16 protein-coding genes are annotated in these 16,563 nt (G+C 47.7%); 14 read left to right on the forward strand and 2 right to left on the reverse strand.

What is annotated here, in order from left to right; all coding sequences use genetic code 11:
* Positions 1–14 precede the first annotated feature (14 nt).
* The 7 genes from AC3CIC_RS20355 to AC3CIC_RS20385 all read left to right on the forward strand — a co-directional run bounded on the left by AC3CIC_RS20355 (position 15) and on the right by AC3CIC_RS20385 (position 8,879).
* On the forward strand, positions 15–737 hold the full coding sequence (locus AC3CIC_RS20355) for an acyltransferase (RefSeq protein ID WP_488516011.1): 723 nt from the start codon (positions 15–17) through the stop codon (positions 735–737).
* Positions 734–1,861: a glycosyltransferase gene (locus tag AC3CIC_RS20360; RefSeq protein ID WP_488516012.1), complete on the forward strand. Its 1,128-nt coding sequence runs from the start codon at positions 734–736 to the stop codon at positions 1,859–1,861. The genes AC3CIC_RS20355 and AC3CIC_RS20360 overlap by 4 nt, the downstream gene beginning before the upstream one ends.
* A complete protein-coding gene (locus AC3CIC_RS20365; RefSeq protein WP_488516013.1) occupies positions 1,858–3,363 on the forward strand; it encodes a GumC family protein in 1,506 nt (501 codons plus the stop codon). Before AC3CIC_RS20360 ends, AC3CIC_RS20365 begins: the two co-directional genes overlap by 4 nt.
* Before the next feature lie 34 nt (positions 3,364–3,397).
* Complete coding sequence (locus AC3CIC_RS20370; protein ID WP_488516014.1) at positions 3,398–5,758, forward strand: glycoside hydrolase domain-containing protein; 2,361 nt, start codon at positions 3,398–3,400, stop codon at positions 5,756–5,758.
* Between the two features lie 154 nt (positions 5,759–5,912).
* The gene (locus AC3CIC_RS20375) at positions 5,913–6,983 is read left to right on the forward strand and encodes a glycosyltransferase (RefSeq protein ID WP_488516015.1); all 1,071 of its coding nucleotides are present in this window, start codon (positions 5,913–5,915) and stop codon (positions 6,981–6,983) included.
* A gap of 1 nt (position 6,984) precedes the next feature.
* A complete protein-coding gene (locus AC3CIC_RS20380) occupies positions 6,985–8,217 on the forward strand; it encodes a glycosyltransferase family 2 protein (RefSeq protein WP_488516016.1) in 1,233 nt (410 codons plus the stop codon).
* On the forward strand, positions 8,214–8,879 hold the full coding sequence (locus AC3CIC_RS20385) for a sugar transferase (RefSeq protein ID WP_488516017.1): 666 nt from the start codon (positions 8,214–8,216) through the stop codon (positions 8,877–8,879). The genes AC3CIC_RS20380 and AC3CIC_RS20385 overlap by 4 nt, the downstream gene beginning before the upstream one ends.
* 135 nt (positions 8,880–9,014) lie before the next feature.
* Here the strand turns inward: AC3CIC_RS20385 and AC3CIC_RS20390 are convergent, their stop codons facing one another.
* Both AC3CIC_RS20390 and AC3CIC_RS20395 read right to left on the reverse strand, forming a co-directional pair.
* Positions 9,015–9,440: a DUF4399 domain-containing protein gene (locus AC3CIC_RS20390; protein ID WP_488516018.1), complete on the reverse strand. Its 426-nt coding sequence runs from the start codon at positions 9,438–9,440 to the stop codon at positions 9,015–9,017.
* 179 nt (positions 9,441–9,619) lie between these two features.
* A complete protein-coding gene (locus tag AC3CIC_RS20395) occupies positions 9,620–11,287 on the reverse strand; it encodes an FAD-dependent oxidoreductase (RefSeq protein WP_488516019.1) in 1,668 nt (555 codons plus the stop codon).
* Positions 11,288–11,526: 239 nt separating this feature from the next.
* Here AC3CIC_RS20395 and AC3CIC_RS20400 point away from each other — a divergent pair, with 239 nt between their 5' ends.
* From AC3CIC_RS20400 to AC3CIC_RS20430, 7 genes are all read left to right on the forward strand, one after another.
* Complete coding sequence (locus tag AC3CIC_RS20400; protein WP_488516020.1) at positions 11,527–11,967, forward strand: YeeE/YedE family protein; 441 nt, start codon at positions 11,527–11,529, stop codon at positions 11,965–11,967.
* Positions 11,968–11,976: 9 nt separating this feature from the next.
* Positions 11,977–12,423 carry a DUF6691 family protein gene (locus tag AC3CIC_RS20405; protein WP_488516021.1) on the forward strand — a complete coding sequence of 149 codons (447 nt, stop codon included), beginning with the start codon at positions 11,977–11,979 and terminating at the stop codon, positions 12,421–12,423.
* Between the two features lie 779 nt (positions 12,424–13,202).
* The gene (locus tag AC3CIC_RS20410; protein ID WP_016959159.1) at positions 13,203–13,400 is read left to right on the forward strand and encodes a Flp family type IVb pilin; all 198 of its coding nucleotides are present in this window, start codon (positions 13,203–13,205) and stop codon (positions 13,398–13,400) included.
* Between the two features lie 22 nt (positions 13,401–13,422).
* Positions 13,423–13,854, forward strand: a complete 432-nt coding sequence (locus tag AC3CIC_RS20415) for an A24 family peptidase (protein WP_488516022.1) — start codon at positions 13,423–13,425, stop codon at positions 13,852–13,854.
* A 265-nt stretch (positions 13,855–14,119) separates the two neighbouring features.
* Positions 14,120–14,770: an RcpC/CpaB family pilus assembly protein gene (locus AC3CIC_RS20420; protein WP_488516023.1), complete on the forward strand. Its 651-nt coding sequence runs from the start codon at positions 14,120–14,122 to the stop codon at positions 14,768–14,770.
* Positions 14,688–16,001 (forward strand): type II and III secretion system protein family protein, encoded by a 1,314-nt coding sequence (locus tag AC3CIC_RS20425; protein ID WP_488516848.1) that lies wholly within the window; start codon positions 14,688–14,690, stop codon positions 15,999–16,001. The genes AC3CIC_RS20420 and AC3CIC_RS20425 overlap by 83 nt, the downstream gene beginning before the upstream one ends.
* The gene (locus tag AC3CIC_RS20430; protein WP_488516024.1) at positions 15,998–16,552 is read left to right on the forward strand and encodes a hypothetical protein; all 555 of its coding nucleotides are present in this window, start codon (positions 15,998–16,000) and stop codon (positions 16,550–16,552) included. Before AC3CIC_RS20425 ends, AC3CIC_RS20430 begins: the two co-directional genes overlap by 4 nt.
* The last annotated feature ends 11 nt before the right edge of the window (positions 16,553–16,563 follow it).

Genomic DNA, 16,563 nt, shown 5'->3' on the forward strand with positions numbered 1-16,563 from the left:
CAAGGAGAAAGGCGATGAACACTCAAGCGACACGACATTGGCTAAAGCACAGCCCCAGCCCTGTGGCTCGCGGTCTATTTCGTACCCTAAAAGCCTGTCTCAACATGAGCATTCCAGCCCCAAAACTGATTGTTGTGCCGCTGTATCACCTAACGCGCTTAATCCAAGGGCTGTGGAAAGGCATGGCACGCACAATGTGGTGGACCCCCGTGTTTAAAGGTCGCCTGCATCACGTAGGCAAAAACTTTTATCTCTATGGCGGCATGCCGTTAGTCAGTGGCCCTCTTTCCATTTCCATGGGTGATGATTGTCGCGTCTCCGGACAGACCACGTTTTCAGGTCGCACCTGCAGCAACGAACAACCACAGCTGTTAATTGGCGATAACATTGATATCGGCTGGCAGACCACCATCGCAGTCGGTCGAAAAGTGGTAATCGGTAACAATGTTCGCATTGCAGGACGGGCGTTTCTTGCAGGCTATCCTGGCCACCCGATCAACGCACAAGATCGCGCTGCTGGCCTGCCAGAATTGGACGGCCAAGTCGGCGACATCATTCTTGAACCCGATGTATGGCTCGCCACTGGCGTGTCTGTCATGGCAGGCGTCACCATCGGACATGGCACCATTGTGGCAGCAGGCAGTGTCGTCACGTCTGATCTTCCCCCAAACGTCGTTGCTGGTGGTATCCCCGCCAAAGTACTGCGTCACCTGACTGACGAGGAGATGGCCCAATGAAACGCGACTTGATTGTTTTTGGCGAAGACTGGGGCGGTTTACCCTCCAGCACACAACATTTGATCCGCCGCCTGTCACAAGACCGTAAAGTTGTTTGGGTCAATTCCATTGGCCTACGTCGCCCGACATTGACGCTGACTGATTGCAAACGTGCCTGGCAGAAACTCACAACCCGCTCAGTCAGCAACAAGGGAACATCAAAAACCTGTGCGACGCCGGAGAGCCTCACCGTTGTAAACCCTTCGACGTTGCCTGCACCACGCACGATGCTGGGACGCAAACTGGCAGCGGGTATGCTGCGCAATCAGCTTGCGCCCATCATTGCGCAAGCAAACCTGCACAATCCTATCCTGTGGACGTCACTTCCTACCGCTGTTGACGTTTCCGACCAACTCGGTACATCTTCATTGGTGTATTACTGCGGTGATGATTTTTCTTCATTGGCAGGGGTAGATCACCACACTGTGGCTCAACGCGAACAGGAGTTGGTGGAGAAAGCCGATCTAATCCTGACCGCGAGCGAAACGCTCTACACGCGCTTTTCTGATAAATGCACTCGTTTACTGCCACACGGTGTCGACTATTCCCTATTTTCCACCCCTTGTCCTCGCGCCAAAGATTTACCGAACAATGGCCGTCCTATTGCGGGTTTTTACGGCTCATTGTCAGAATGGCTCGACTACAAGATGCTCGCAAAAACCATCACGCTACTTCCCGATTGGGATTTCGTATTTATTGGCAAACCTTGCGAGGCCGCATTGGCGCTCAAGCAACACGACAATGTCACCCTACTCGGCCCTAAATCTCACCATGCGTTACCCGGCTACAGTCAGCATTGGTCAGCCAGTCTGCTACCTTTTACTAATAACGACCAAATCAAAGCGTGTAATCCACTGAAGCTTAGAGAGTATCTCGCTGCGGGAAGGCCTGTCATCAGCACGCCTTTTCCAGCAGTGAATGAATACCGCAGCTTTGTCTCAGTGGTACAGAACGCCGAAGAAATGGCCAAAGCGCTTCGTAATGCGGCCGAGCAAGCACCCAATGCTCACCAGCAAACTGCGGTTAGCGCGCACACTTGGGATGCGCGGGCTGAAAAACTTGCCTCATGGTTGGATGCTTTATGAATACGTTAACGTATAAGTTGCTCATTTTGCTTGATGGTGCATGGCGTCGTCGCTATGTGATCATCATGCCCATCATCATCTTTCCGTTAATGGGCACGGCCATTGGCATGCTAACGCCGAAGAAATACAACTCACACACCACCATGCTGATCCAAGAAACGTCTAAGATGAACCCCTTTCTCGAAGACTTGTCCGTTTCTTCACAGATGAAAGAGCGCTTCAGTGGCTTGCAAACTCTGCTTCACAGTCGCCATATCTTGGGTAAAGTGGCGCTGGAACGCGGGTTAATTGAAGAAGATTCCTCTCCCGTCAAAATCGACGAAACCATTGCCCAGCTCTCTGGCGGCCTCACCATGTCGACCATAGGCAAAGACGTGATCCGCATTGAGTTCCGCTCTAATACCCCCGAAGGGATGAAAGAGACGTTGCAGATTGTTAGCGACCATGTCATCGAAGAATTGCTGGCACCTGAGCGCTCGTCGATGAAAGACTCTAGCGACTTTCTTTCCGAACACATCGATTTTCGCCGTATAGAACTCGATAAAGCAGAAGCCGCATTGTCAGATTTTCGCAGTAAACATGCTGATGGTCTGCCTGAGTTACAGCTCGCCAATTACGCACGCATAGAGACACTGAAACAGCGATTGTCTGAGAAAGAAGCAGAAATGGCGGGCGCAAAAAGAAGCTTGGGCGGACTTGATCACCAGCTTTCTAGCACCAACCCCGTTGTGGGTCGCATTGAAGATCAAATCGTCAAGCATCGCAGTGAACTTGCCATGTTCAAATCACGCTATACCGATCAACACAGCTTGGTGCAGGGGGCGTTGAGAACGTTACGTCGGTTAGAAGAGCAACGCACTCAGCTTTTAGCTTCCAACCAACAGCCCGTTGATACCGACAAACTGTGGGACATGGCCAGCAGCGCAGCTATTAATTCAAGTACCGAATCTCAGCCTCTGTTGATTTCGCAACTAGAGAATCTTCAACTGGCGCGAAGCAAAGTCGAAACACTCGATGAAGAAACCGTCAGCTTGCGCAAGATGATCCTCACACTGGAAAACAAAACCAGCCAATCTGGCGAAAAAGAGCAGAAGATCCGTAAGCTTGAACGCGACCTTGACGTGAAACGTCAGCTATTCCAAGAATTACTAGAACGTCACGAAATGGCGCGCCTGACCAGCTCCCTCGGTGTGTTCGAGCAAGACAAGCGCATCAAAATCATCGACCGCCCTTATTCGCCGGGCATACCCAGCAACCTTCCTTTGATTATTTTTACGATTGCTGGATTGATTGGCGGCTTATTCCTCGGTTGCGGCATGGCCGTTCTCCTTGAGCTGACCGATACCACTATTCGCCGTATTTCAACCTTGGAAGCCATCACAGGTACTCCCGTTCTGACCCGTGTTCCTAAAATGACCTCAGAGTTTCCTCCTCTTCCTTCAGGGCCTAGCGCACCACCTAGCGGCAGTAACGGCGGCGGAAGAATCATTGACGTGAATTAATTGAGATTGGATTGAGGTTGAAGAGGATAAATTCATGAAACATTGGCTACTGTCGCTAACACTGATGCTTTGCACGCCGGCACTTGCCGATTTAAGACTCGATAAAACCGAGTTAATCGACATATCGCAAACCAGCATGTTGTTGATCTCCGGGAATAACCTGACCGATTCCGATGTCATTATCGTCATACGTGCAGATGACACCAATAACCCTGGATACTCAGATCGCGCCAACATCGAGCGTGTGATCCCACAAGGTAGTTTTGAATTGCAGATCCCGTTTGCCAGCTTGCGTACCCCCAGCGGCCGCCAATTGGACCTCAACAAACTGCAGCAAATCATCGTATTTCCTGGCAACAGTGAGCGCGGTTTCGCTCTGTCTAATGCACGAATTGAAACACCAAAACCACTTGGGGAGAATGTGTATGCGTGGGACCTTGGTCCAGTAGGCAGCGCAATATGGCCGGGCTTTCAACCACTCACCATCAAGTCAGGGTTGTTGACGGGACCGGGGCTCAACGCCATTGATCGAGGTGCCCGCGCCCAAGCTGCTGATGCCCTGACCATTGATGGTATACGTGGTATCGAATCCGCAGCGCTCCCTCTGCCCGCAGGAAATTGGCAAATCACCCTTTGGCTTCGCGATGCCGGCGAGTGGGAATACCTTCCCCATCCACTTCAGCGCAAGATTACTGCCAACGGTGAGCCTGTATTCACTCAAAACATGTCACCGACTGAATGGATTGAAAACGTCTATCTTGGCCGGCGCAATGTGGATATTTCGCCCAATAGTAGCAGTTGGACACATTATGGCGAACGCAAAAGTGACCGCGTCACTTTCAACATTTTCAGTGATGGCAAACCCGTGGTCTTGCGGTTAAGTGGCAAAACAACCGATGCCCAGTTTATGAGTGGCATTCTGGCTGTCCCACAGAGTAACCCGCTGATTTTGGACATGCTCACACGCCAACGCAAAGTATGGTGGGAGAAGAATTGGCCCATCGCAAATTGGAAGAAATGGCCAACCGGACAACCTCGCCTACAAACCAATACCACAGAAACCAACGTCGCACCGGGTACATCTGCTGTGCTTCAATTTGCGTTTGAACAAGGCAATATTCCCGGCGCGCCCATGGTGATGCTGCGCCAACCCGTATTGAATGGTGTTTCCATTCCCGCCAATTGGCACTGGAGTCAGTGGCAATTAACGCGGACGCATCTCTCGTCAACACTGTTAGAGGCAAATGATGACTTTTTACGTTATGGCTTAATGCCAGAAAACGAGGGCGTTGCAATGCCGCGCCGCATGGTTATTCGTGTCGATGTCCCCCCCGCGACACCACCCGGTATTTATCACGGAGAACTGTTTGTGATGATGCAAGGTAAAAGCCTTAAGGCGCCATTTTCCATTAACGTGGTCAATGCGTCGTTACCTGATATGACCAAACCCGTTGGTATTTATCTTGAACCGTCGGTGCACTTTGGATGGTTTAAGGAACTCGCCGCCACAAGCCATCAAGCCACGTTGTGTGATCTCACCTTTTTGAGAACATTGGGACTCACGGGGATCTCACCGCCTTACCCCACGCCACAAAACACCGAGGCACTTCAAGCGTTCGAGGACATGTCTATCACACTGAATAAAATGGGTTTTCGCGAAGCCATGGCCTACACACCCGCGAAACGGCTGACACAATCACTCGGAGCAGGAAATGCAGCCAATGTGATAGCGAATATTGAACAGCAACACCAACAGCGTCTGCAAAGCACGCCGTATTGGTCAATCGCCGATGAACCGAGCAACCCTGGTAATGTTGATTTATTTAAAGACATGCATCGTCAGTTTTCTATCTTTGCCCCGTCTGCAAAATTAGCCGGACATTTAAACCATGACAAAGACAGAGAATACCTCTCCATGTTCAATTTGATTTTGATAAACGATGGTTATGGCGTGGACAAAGACGAAATACAACAGGCACAACGCGATGAACGTAAGGTGTGGTTGTATAACTTACCCAATCCTCGTGCTGCATCAGGCTTCTACCTTTGGCAGTCGGACGCTGACGGCTTTCTCAAATGGCATGGGCGAATGCCAACCGCCGATCCGTTCGACCCCACTGACGGACGAGAATATGATGTGCAGTTTCTCTACCCATCAAATGAACCTTGTCCTGAAGAACCTGATATCAACATCACGCTGTACGACATCATGGAAGGTATTACGGATTATCGCTGGGTGTTATGGCTCCAGAATAAAGCCCAAACAAACCCTGACGCCAAACGTCTTCTGACTCAATTGAAACGTGATGTGCCGAATACATGGGAAGCTATGCTAAAAGTCACACCTCAACAAATGGAAACATGGCGCCAACAGATTATTCAACTCGCTCAGTGACAATCAATACGACTCTCAGAATGAGAAAAGACGAAGCCGAAGAATTTGATTTTGGGCTCATTCTTTCAAAATCATAGCCTTACAAACTGCATGGAAAGTGGCACGCCTTCTGCATTAACACTCTCAGTTGTTCGTTTTTTCACTCGAGGTTGTCATGAAGACCATTGTTCAAGTAGTGCAACATCTCAGACCTGGCGGATTAGAAGTGATGGCATTAGAGCTGATGAAGTTCTCTCATCATGGTCATTCAATGAAGATTGTCAGCCTTGAAGGTGATGCTAAATCGGCTCTTGCAGCATGGCCTCGTCTTCGCGAGTTTGAAGATCAGTTAGTGTTCATGAATAAAGCACCGGGGTTCACGCCATCAACAGTGGTCTCACTCAAGCGCCTGCTCACATCATTAAATGCAGACCTTATCCACACTCACCACATTGGTCCGTATTTTTACGGTGGTCTTGCTGCGTTTTTCAGTCACATTCCTCATATTCACACTGAGCATGACGCTTGGCATTACAGCAACAAACGCCACCAATTGCTGCATCGTATCGTTTCTATATTTGGTAACCCTATTCGCGTTGCCGATGCTGATGTGGTTGCCCATGCCCTTTCTTCAATATCAGGCATGAATGACATTCGCGTGATCAAAAATGGGGTCGATACGGCGAAGTATGTACCAGGTGAACAAACTACAGCACGCGTTGCGATGCAACTGCCCACCCACGTAAAAATGGTAGGAGCAAGCGGACGTCTTGAGGAAGTCAAAGGACACGGCGTATTGATTTCCGCCATGGCCGAGCTGCCTAGCCACATTCACCTCGCCATTGCAGGTTCTGGCTCAATGGAAATGCAGCTAAAAGATAAGGCCAAATCCTTGAACCTGAGCGATCGCATTCACTTTCTCGGTCATGTCGAAAACATGCCGCTATTCTACCAATCACTCGATTTATTTTGCCTGCCGTCTTTCAATGAAGGGTTTCCACTTGCCCCATTGGAGGCCCAAGCCTGTGGCATTCCGACTGCCGTGACCAACGTTGGCGGTGCAGTAGAAACACTGTGCCCCGAGTCCGGGCTGATACTCAAAGCCGGTGACGCAAATGATATGGCGGAAAAAATCATTAACCGGATTCATGGTGTCAAATCATCAAATCCACGCGCATTTATCTCGAAAAACGCAGACATACGCACTATGGCACGTGCCTACGATTCTCTCGCAGAGGGTCTATAACATGACACATCAACTGATTTTCTGGCTTACGTCCATCAGCATATTTTTGGTGATATACCATCACCTCGGCTATCCCCTACTGCTAAAATTGCTGGTGCGCCGTCCTTCTTCTAACGAAGAAAATACACACGAAGGAACGCCTGCTCGAGGCTACCGTGAAAGTGTTGCCGATAGCGACTTGCCGACCATTAGTGTCCTGATGCCAGCTTACAACGAAGCAAACTGGATCGCAGACAAGATCCGTAACCTCGCAGCACTGGATTACCCAAGCAACAAGCTACAGGTGATATTGGCCTGTGATGGATGCAGTGACGACACCGCAAACATCGCCCGCCAAACTGCCGCGGAGGCGCTGTGTGCCCACCTTAATGTCACGGTGATTGAATATGCAGAGAACGCGGGAAAAGTCGCGGTGATCAATACCACCATGCCGCAAATCAAATCGGACATTGTGGCGTTCAGTGATATCTCGGCGCTGATTTCTATCGATGCGTTCTACATCGCGGCTCGCCATTTTCAAGACCCAACAGTCGGTGTGTTGAACAGCCGTTACTGCTTGCTTAACCCCGCCGATGGAGAGCAAAAATACTGGGACTATCAAAGTAAAATCCAGAGCAATGAAGCTCAACTGGGTTCATCGCTTGGTGCACATGGCGCGTTGTATTTCATTCGAGGCCATCTGTTTACACCATTAGCGCACGACACCATCAATGATGATTTCGTGTTGCCAATGCAAATCGTGGAAAAAGGCTTCCGTGCTGATGTCCACGATGCGATTCAAGCCGTAGAGCTTGAGCCAACCAATGCACATCAAGATTTTCGCCGCCGCCTCCGTATTGGCGCGGGGAACTGCCAACAACTTCTGCGTCTTTTTCGTTTACTCAACCCTGCGCGTGGTGGCATCGCCTTCACGTTCGCATCAGGAAAAGGTTTGCGAGTATTGATGCCCTTTTTCATGCTAACCGCTTTGTTGGGTAGCGCACTGCTTGCACCATCAAATGGGTTCTTTGCCCTTGCGGTGCTCGGTCAAATCTTCATCTATCTTGCGGTGGGTTTTTGGCACCTTTCGGGCTATCAGCCCAAAGGCAGTATCGCGAAATCGCTGGTGTATTTGGTTACAGGACACACCGCCAATTTCATCGGTACGTTACGTTACATCACAGGCTTAGAGACAGGGAAATGGACCCGCATCTCTGAGGTGTCGAAGAATACTCACAAGGAAGCATCAAAATGAATCTCACCATTAATTTGAACGCGAACGTGAAAAGCGACATCAACCCCATCACAGCGAAAGCAAAACGTGGATTCGACATTTTCTTTGCTTTAATTGGACTGGGGCTAACCCTTCCGCTGTTTCCTCTGATTGCGCTTGCTATCAAGATCGACAGCCGTGGTCCGGTATTCTTTAGCCAAATGCGTATCGGTCGTGCGTTACCTGACAGAAGTCTGATTTTTGAAATGCTGAAGTTCCGCACCATGCGTACCGATGCCGAAAGCGTTTCTGGTGCAACATGGGCGACCAAAACGGACCCTCGTGTCACACGCATTGGTCGTTTTCTAAGAAAAACACGCTTGGATGAAATCCCACAATTTATCAATGTACTCGTAGGCGATATGTCACTGATCGGCCCACGCCCTGAACGTCCAGGTTTCTACCAAAAGCTGGAAAACGCTATCCCTTACTTTGCAGAGCGTACATACGGCGTAACACCAGGTATCACGGGTCTAGCGCAAGTTAATCAAGGCTACGATACTTGTATTGACGATGTGCGATCTAAAGTGGGATACGACCACTCTTATGCATTGGCGCTTTCATCACCAATAACGTGGTTCAAGATGGATTGCTACATCATGGTTCGTACTATTGTCGTGATGGTGTGTGGTAGAGGCCAGTAACCCCAAAGACGGTCATTCACACACTTGAGTCATCACAAAAAAAGCCGTTTCCCTTCGCGACAAAGCGAGCCGGAAACGGCCTTTTCATGTGTACACAATTAACGCTAGCAGGTCATTGAGATGACTTGATTTAGGTTACTGAACATTAATGGTGATTTTTTGAGAGAGAACGGGTTTGTCATGGGGGATATGCACAAAATCCGCCAGCAACAATTGTAGTGTGTGCTTGCCTTTAGGCAATGTCAGCATGGTTTCAGTTTGCCCTCCCCCAAAGTGCTTCACGTTATCATTGGCGGGTAGCGGTAAGGCAAAATCCACCAGCGAATCGACATCAATCAGCAGGTGATGGTGACCCGAGTTGGGTTGATTATCACCCGCTGGTGCGACATCCATGCCTTTTAACCCAAACACCACTTTGAAGGTCTCAGGTACAGTTTCACCATCTTTGGGTTGCACAAAATACACATCTGCACCGGCAGCAGAAGGCGTAGCCGCGAGTAACGATGAAGGCAGAAGCGAAGCGGTTACAAGCAATAGCGATGAGAGCAGTGCATGTTTCATAATGTTCCCTTAATAAAGCTGTCTAACAGCTTTCAGCATGACCGATGTTGAGAAGGGATAAGTGTCAGGAAATGGGACTTTGCAAAAAAATACCGCCCAATCAAAGGGCGGCATGGTGAATCATTCTTCAGGGGGCAGTTAGCGCGATGTCATCCGCCATGAGGCGTAACATTGAAACGTTAGCATTGAGACGTTTTCCACGTGCGATAACCGCCAATTAAGTTACGAGCCTTGAAACCATTGTGGACAAGCTGACGATAGGCCACGTTTCCGCGCAAGCCCACCTGACACGCCACAATGATTTCTTTGTCTTTCGGCAGTTCATTCATACGCCCGCGAAGTTGATCAACGGGGATATTAATAGCGCCGGGGAATGTACCGACTGACTCCAGCTCACCCGGATTACGCACATCTAACAGGACTTGGTCGGCGGTTAAATTCGCCAACGCGTCATAATGAATGCCATTAACGTCGCCTTTCATCACATTGGTTGCCACAAACGCCGCCTGATTAATCACATCTTTCGCGCTGCCATAAGGGGGGGCATACGTCAGCTCGACGTGTTGCAGTTGTTCAACCGTCATACCCGCACGCTGTGCAACCGCCAAAATATCAATGCGTTTATCAACGCCATCTTTACCAATAGCTTGCGCACCCAGAATTTTGCCCGATTCTGGCGAGAACAGCAGTTTCAGTGATACCACTTCCGCGCCCGGATAATAGCTCGCATGGCTGGCTGTGTGCACATAGACTTTCTCATACGCGATTTCATCACGCTTGAGTTGCTTCTCATTCTTACCGGTTGAAGCGACAGCCAAATCAAACACTTTGCAAATCGCCGTACCTTGCGTGCCTTGGTAGGTTTCGTGTGCGCCTAACATGTTGTCTGCCGCCATGCGTCCTTGACGGTTTGCTGGGCCAGCCAATGGCACCACGGTTTGCTTACCCGTCAAAAAATCTTTTTCTTCGATGGCGTCACCCACGGCATAGATAAACGGATCGCTGGTTTGCATTTCATCATTCACCCAAATGCCGCCAAGCTCGCCAATTCTTAGTCCCGTGGCGCGTGCCAATGTGGTTTCAGGACGAACGCCAATCGCCATGATCAGTAACTCTGTGTTTAATGTATCGCCATTGCTCAATTGCAGTGACAGCGCGCCGCGTTCTGCGTCATCTGCTGCTGCCTGAAACTCTGCCGATTGCAACGCAACCCCCAAACGCAAATCAATACCTTTTGCGCGAATTTCTTGATGAACAAATCCTGCCATTTCTTTGTCTACTGGCGTCATGACCTGATCAGCCATTTCAACCAATGCAGTTTCAATGCCTAATTGATGAAACGCCTCCATCATCTCTAAGCCAATGAAGCCACCACCAATCACCGTCGCATGCTTAGGCTGGTTATGTGTGATAGAGGCAAGGATCTTGTCCATGTCTGGAATATTGCGAAGCGAGAAAGTAAGCGGGTTATCAATACCGGGAATAGGCGGTACAACAGGGCTCGCGCCGGGGCTGAGAAGCAAGAAGTCATAACTTTCCGAGTACTCAGTGTCGTCGAGCAAATTTTTAACAGTAACGGTTTTAGCTTCACGTTGAATACTGATGACTTCGTTCATCACGCGGACATCCACGTTGAATCGCGATAGGAAACTTTCAGGGGTTTGCAAAAGAAGCTTGGCTCGGTCTTTAATGTCTCCGCCAATATGATATGGCAAACCACAGTTCGCAAACGACACAAAGGGGCCGCGCTCAAACATAATGATCTCAGCACTTTCACTCAATCGACGGGCACGTGCCGCGGCTGAGGCTCCACCTGCAACGCCGCCAATAATAAGGATCTTCGCCATAACTCACTCCTGTGTTTCTCCACCGACGAATGCATCGTGGTATCGAAAAATGATACATAAACAAAACTGGGGGACTCGTCGTTTTCTGTTAGTACGAGCCAATAACTGCTACATTATATTAGATTAAACTCATATAAAATACTCTAAATTAGCATTGACTTAAATAAAGATCGTCGTATGATTAATATCATCATAAACGCATATAAATTTGTTTAATTGAAGAAAATCAGGGAGTCGTTATGTCGTTTCAGATCCCTTGGGATACATTCTCTTGGAGCCCATTGTTCGGTGGAATGCTACTCGGTGTTTCAGGGTTGGTACTGCTCGCTTTCAACGGGCGTATTGCCGGAATCAGTGGCATAGTAGGTGGGTTGCTCAAACCACGAAAATCCGAATTCTCTTGGCGCTTGTTGTTTCTTAGCGGCATGGTTATCGCGGGTTTGACTGCCCCTCTGCTCGGATTCGAATACCCAGACTTGTCTTCTCTCACACCAAGCATTTCGCCGATGATGGCAATACTCGCGGGCTTACTGGTCGGCATCGGCACTCGGCTTGCCAATGGCTGTACCAGTGGTCATGGAATTTGCGGTATGGGTCGGTTATCTAAACGTTCTATCGCCGCCACGCTAATTTTTATGACGGCAGCGTTTGTCACCGTATTTTTACGTCTTCACGCCTAGGAGGTTTATATGTTTTTTCGCGCAATCGCACTATTAGCAGGTTTACTTTTCGGCTTGGGCATGATGATTTCTGGCATGGTGAACCCTGCCAATGTAATCGGTTTTCTCGATATTTTCGGCCAATGGAACCCAAGTTTGGCATTTGTGATGGGCGGTGCGCTGCTTGTGTTCATGCCGGGTTATTTTTTGTTGATTCGTCGACAACCCAAACCCATGCTTGCGGAAACATTTTGCTTGAGTGACAACCAATCGTTAGATAAACGATTAGTCTCCGGTTCTGCGCTGTTTGGCATAGGTTGGGGCTTGGCAGGCATCTGTCCAGGACCTGCCATCACACTGCTTGGTTCTGGCTCTGGCTCCGTCGCACTGTTCTTTCTAAGCATGCTCGCAGGAATGTATCTGGTAAATATCGTTGACGACAAACGCGCAGCGCTCGATATTAGCCCACAGCGTTAATTTTCATATTCGCTTTTTTGCTTAATCATTTGCCTCTCGCATTACTCCCACCTCGCACACGATAGCTAAGTCATCTCAAGGAACCTGTTCAGCGCGAATATTCACCCTCGGAAGAGGGTTTGAATCCTGCCTCAGGAATCCTGAAATTACTCGGGTCTATCGTTACAAAACAAAAATATCGACCTCCCGCTTTTCTTTTCCACCTCAAAAAGATCAACCCAAAAAACGTAACCATATACACTCATCGCATAAGATATTGGGCAAAAGAAAGAGAAAACCAAAGTGCACGCTTAATAACCACCTTTACACTTTGACTAACTTTCATTTATAAGTGCTCAATTATTCATGCAGATTATTATGCACCCAATTAATTCTGAAATTTAAATAGTATAATAAACCGTCATTCCTTGTATTTTTCTATGTGATACCCATCAAATAAATAGAATAATTAACAGTGTCTTATTTGTTCTCAACCGTGATAAGTGACGTTTAGTTTCATATATCCAACCGTGATGTAAATCATGTGATTGGCCTCAAAGCATTAAAACGATCGCTTATGAAACAGAGAGCCAACTCAATCATCCGTCTTATAATTGAACCAATCAATACTCCGTGAAATAAAAATAGACAACGCCGATGGTAGATAATTTTTAATATCGGTTATATCTTATTGTGAAGTTTGTGCTTACATATTCTTTAAGGGCACTGCGCTTAAAGAGTGGTTATGCAAGTACATGCTTCTCTTAGTAAAAACCATCTTAAATAAACGGAGCTCATCTATGTCATTATCTCAAATCACAAAGCGTTTTATTAATGACGAACGTGGCGTAACAGCAGTTGAATATGCAATACTTGGCGTCGCGATTTCAGCAATTATTCTGGCAGCTGTCGCTAACGATTCTACTCTTGGAACTGCTATCAGTAACGCTATGACTCAGATTTCCACCAACATCACCTCAGCTAACACTGGGGGCTAATTCTCTCTAACGGGCTAACTCGTTGAGTGTTTTAGAACTGCTTTTAATCTCTGGCTCAATAGCAGGGATGGCGACTGATATTTTACATAGAAAGATAAGCAATAAATTGTGCTTTGGCATTCTTCTAACGTGCCTACTATTGGCATTTTTCGAAGAAAAATTACAACTTCATGTATGTCAATCTCTATCTGTTGTCGCTATTGGGCTAGTGTTATTTTATTTTGGGATTTTAGGGGCAGGAGACACAAAGTTATTTTCAGCATATGCACTCATTATTGACGCCCAATATTTTTCATTAACAATATTTATCATCAGCTTTCTAGGCGCAATAACAGCATTAGTCGTTTTGGTTATGCAATTCATATCAGAAAACAAAACCAAGAAAGGCGTGCCTTATGGCGTTCCTATTGTGGTTGCGAGTTTGTTTAGCATTTATTTAAGTAAGTTGAATTAAACCATGAGCCAACGTGTATTCTTTCTTATTGCTTTACTGTCCATAGGTGTAGGCATTCTAAAAGTGCCTAAGTGGGTTTTTCCAAAGTAAGCACACTACCGCATCCGGAATATCGAATATTTCCTATCAGGTTGCTCAACTAAAAACATCGATTAAACGCGGTGATACTCTGACTCGTGAAAACATCCGATATTTCAAACTGCGAGAAGAAGACGCCCTGAAAAATGGGATCGTCAGCGATATCATCATCTCGCATGTTCCCGGCATGGTCGCCAAACGCGATATTGGCGATGCCGTGTATCTTTCCTCGAGTGATTTTTTGCTCCCCAATGACCCCAATTATTTAGATGCTGTCATCAAAGATGGCATGTCGCCCTACGCCCTAACCATTGATCGAAAAGAATTTATTGGCTCAGGTATTTCAGTGGGGGATAAAGTTGATGTGATGATTTTAACCTCTGACGAACAGAATATTGGGGAAACGTCTAGGTCTACTTATATCGAGTCTTTCCGTTCACTTTCCGTGTCTCCGCTTCTGCGTAACATACGCGTATTAGCGATTGAAGATGACCACGATGAATTGCTTCCTCTCACGATTGAGCTCAATCGTGAGCAAATCGCCAAAATGGTGATCGCTCGTCGAATAGGCATTGTTGAAATCATCAAGGCATCAGGCAATGAGCTTTATAGCAGTGGTTCGATGAACGCTGATACTCACGATGTACTTCCTAACTTCAAATCCGTTACTGAAATTCGTGGCCAGAATAAGGCGTTTTTAACTAGAGAGCAAGAACATGCGACGCCATTACTTATCTGTCATTTTTTCTGTTGGCTTGCTCCTCGGTGGCACCTCTTCTGCTTTTGCTGCTGGAATTTTAAACCTAGGGACAGGGGACGCGCGATCTTTATCCTTTGATGCCGTGATCGGCACTGTTTTCATCTCCGATCCAGAGGTCGCCGACTATCAAGTTATCGACAACAACCGTCTTGTCGTTTTTGGACGTGAAATAGGCACCACCACACTGATTGTTTTTGGTGAAAACAGTCGAACACTCACCAAAAAGAAAATTGTCGTTAACCAAAGCCTCACCAAGATTGAACAAATTTTGGCGATTCAATACCCCAATGTCGAAGTGTCAGTGCTTAACCTTGGCGAGCAAGTCGTACTTTCAGGTTTTGTACCCACGCAAAAAGAAAAAAATGAGATCTATTCCATTGTTGGAGAATTGTTGAAAAAGAAATTCACCGAACGGCGAACGGAATGGAAAACGTCAACACGAGAAAGTTTCGATATCGATTTCATGGCGCGACGCACCTATGACGGATTGGTGAATAATCTAGAAGTCGCGGTCACAAAACAGGTCAACGTCAAACTCACCATTGCTGAGGTCAATAGCTCGCTGGTTAACGAACTGGGCATTAAATGGGGAACGATCTTTTCCGACGGATTTGGCGGTAACGGACAGTTCTTTCGAGGCATTACTGGTTTTAATGGTAGCGCAACCAACATTGCGGCTTACATCTCAGCCATTAATGACGACAACGTCGGTCAAGTGCTTTCGGAGCCGAATGTTTCGGTGATTTCTGGCGAAACGGCAAGCTTCTTAGTCGGCGGTGAAATCCCGATCACCTATCGTATTGATGATGGCTATCGCATTGAATATAAAGAGTTCGGTATTGGCCTTGATTTGGCTGCCGAAGTGCTTCGCGACGACAAAATCAAGCTGTCCATCATGCCGCAAGTCAGCTCAGTGGACAGTCAATACGGCGATACCTTACTCGACATCCCGTCATTTAAAGTTCGACGCGCTCGCACCACGTTAGAACTGGGTGACGGTGACAGCTTTGTACTGGCAGGCTTGCTCAGCAGTGAAGATGAAGAAGCCTTATCGAAAATTCCGTTTATCGGTGATGTACCTATCTTGGGTGCTCTTTTTCGCCATACCTCAACAACCCGCCGAAAAACCGAGTTGATTATCGTCGCCACGGTTTCACTGGTGGAGCCAATTTCTTCAACCAACGTCAAACTGCCCAGTATGCAGCGAACGTCCGCACTGTCTCGGTTCTTTGGTGTAGGTATAAACAGCTCTCCTGAAGTGTCGAAGTGGCAGGAAGAAATCCTCTCAACTGGAGGCTTCAAAAAATGATGATCATTAAGCACAGAGCAACACTGTTTATTTCGTTGGCACTTGCAACCACCTTAATGGGCTGCGCCACAGGGCCTGCTATTACGGGTAGCCACCTATTAGTGACCCCTGTTGTTTACGAATATTCGGTGACTGTCAAAAATAAGGCTCTGCAGCACGCGCAGAAAGAAATTTCAGCATACTTGGAGCAAAACGAATATGCATTGTTGGTACATGGTGCCACGATTTCATGGAATGGTAGACACGGAAAGACGATTGCGAAACATGCACAACAGTGGCTCATAAAACGCGGTATCTCTCTGGATAAATTGTTGCTCTCAGAAGCCAAAACTATGGGCAAAAGCACGGGAACAAAACAAAGCAACGTGACCCTGTCCACCACCATCCATCAGGTACAAAACCCAGCGTGTGGTTACGCCGTTATCGGTCAATATCATCGTAACAATGATGGTTGTATCCATGAGGCGATGCGATGGGAATCCATGGTGTATCCGGAAAACAAGCTTGCTGGGCAAGGACGTCTTTCTATCATCCCACCAGACACCCTATAAAGGAGGTTATC

The organism is Enterovibrio sp. QJM3NY_24, assembly GCF_057786035.1.

Bases quoted from the DNA above. Each gene is read 5' to 3' on its own strand.
- AC3CIC_RS20355 (WP_488516011.1), top strand. From the start codon at position 15: ATGAACACTCAAGCGACACGACATTGGCTAAAGCACAGCCCCAGCCCT.
- AC3CIC_RS20360 (WP_488516012.1), top strand. From the start codon at position 734: ATGAAACGCGACTTGATTGTTTTTGGCGAAGACTGGGGCGGTTTACCC.
- AC3CIC_RS20365 (WP_488516013.1), top strand. From the start codon at position 1,858: ATGAATACGTTAACGTATAAGTTGCTCATTTTGCTTGATGGTGCATGG.
- AC3CIC_RS20370 (WP_488516014.1), top strand. From the start codon at position 3,398: ATGAAACATTGGCTACTGTCGCTAACACTGATGCTTTGCACGCCGGCA.
- AC3CIC_RS20375 (WP_488516015.1), top strand. From the start codon at position 5,913: ATGAAGACCATTGTTCAAGTAGTGCAACATCTCAGACCTGGCGGATTA.
- AC3CIC_RS20380 (WP_488516016.1), top strand. From the start codon at position 6,985: ATGACACATCAACTGATTTTCTGGCTTACGTCCATCAGCATATTTTTG.
- AC3CIC_RS20385 (WP_488516017.1), top strand. From the start codon at position 8,214: ATGAATCTCACCATTAATTTGAACGCGAACGTGAAAAGCGACATCAAC.
- AC3CIC_RS20390 (WP_488516018.1), bottom strand. From the start codon at position 9,440: ATGAAACATGCACTGCTCTCATCGCTATTGCTTGTAACCGCTTCGCTT.
- AC3CIC_RS20395 (WP_488516019.1), bottom strand. From the start codon at position 11,287: ATGGCGAAGATCCTTATTATTGGCGGCGTTGCAGGTGGAGCCTCAGCC.
- AC3CIC_RS20400 (WP_488516020.1), top strand. From the start codon at position 11,527: ATGTCGTTTCAGATCCCTTGGGATACATTCTCTTGGAGCCCATTGTTC.
- AC3CIC_RS20405 (WP_488516021.1), top strand. From the start codon at position 11,977: ATGTTTTTTCGCGCAATCGCACTATTAGCAGGTTTACTTTTCGGCTTG.
- AC3CIC_RS20410 (WP_016959159.1), top strand. From the start codon at position 13,203: ATGTCATTATCTCAAATCACAAAGCGTTTTATTAATGACGAACGTGGC.
- AC3CIC_RS20420 (WP_488516023.1), top strand. From the start codon at position 14,120: ATGGTCGCCAAACGCGATATTGGCGATGCCGTGTATCTTTCCTCGAGT.
- AC3CIC_RS20430 (WP_488516024.1), top strand. From the start codon at position 15,998: ATGATGATCATTAAGCACAGAGCAACACTGTTTATTTCGTTGGCACTT.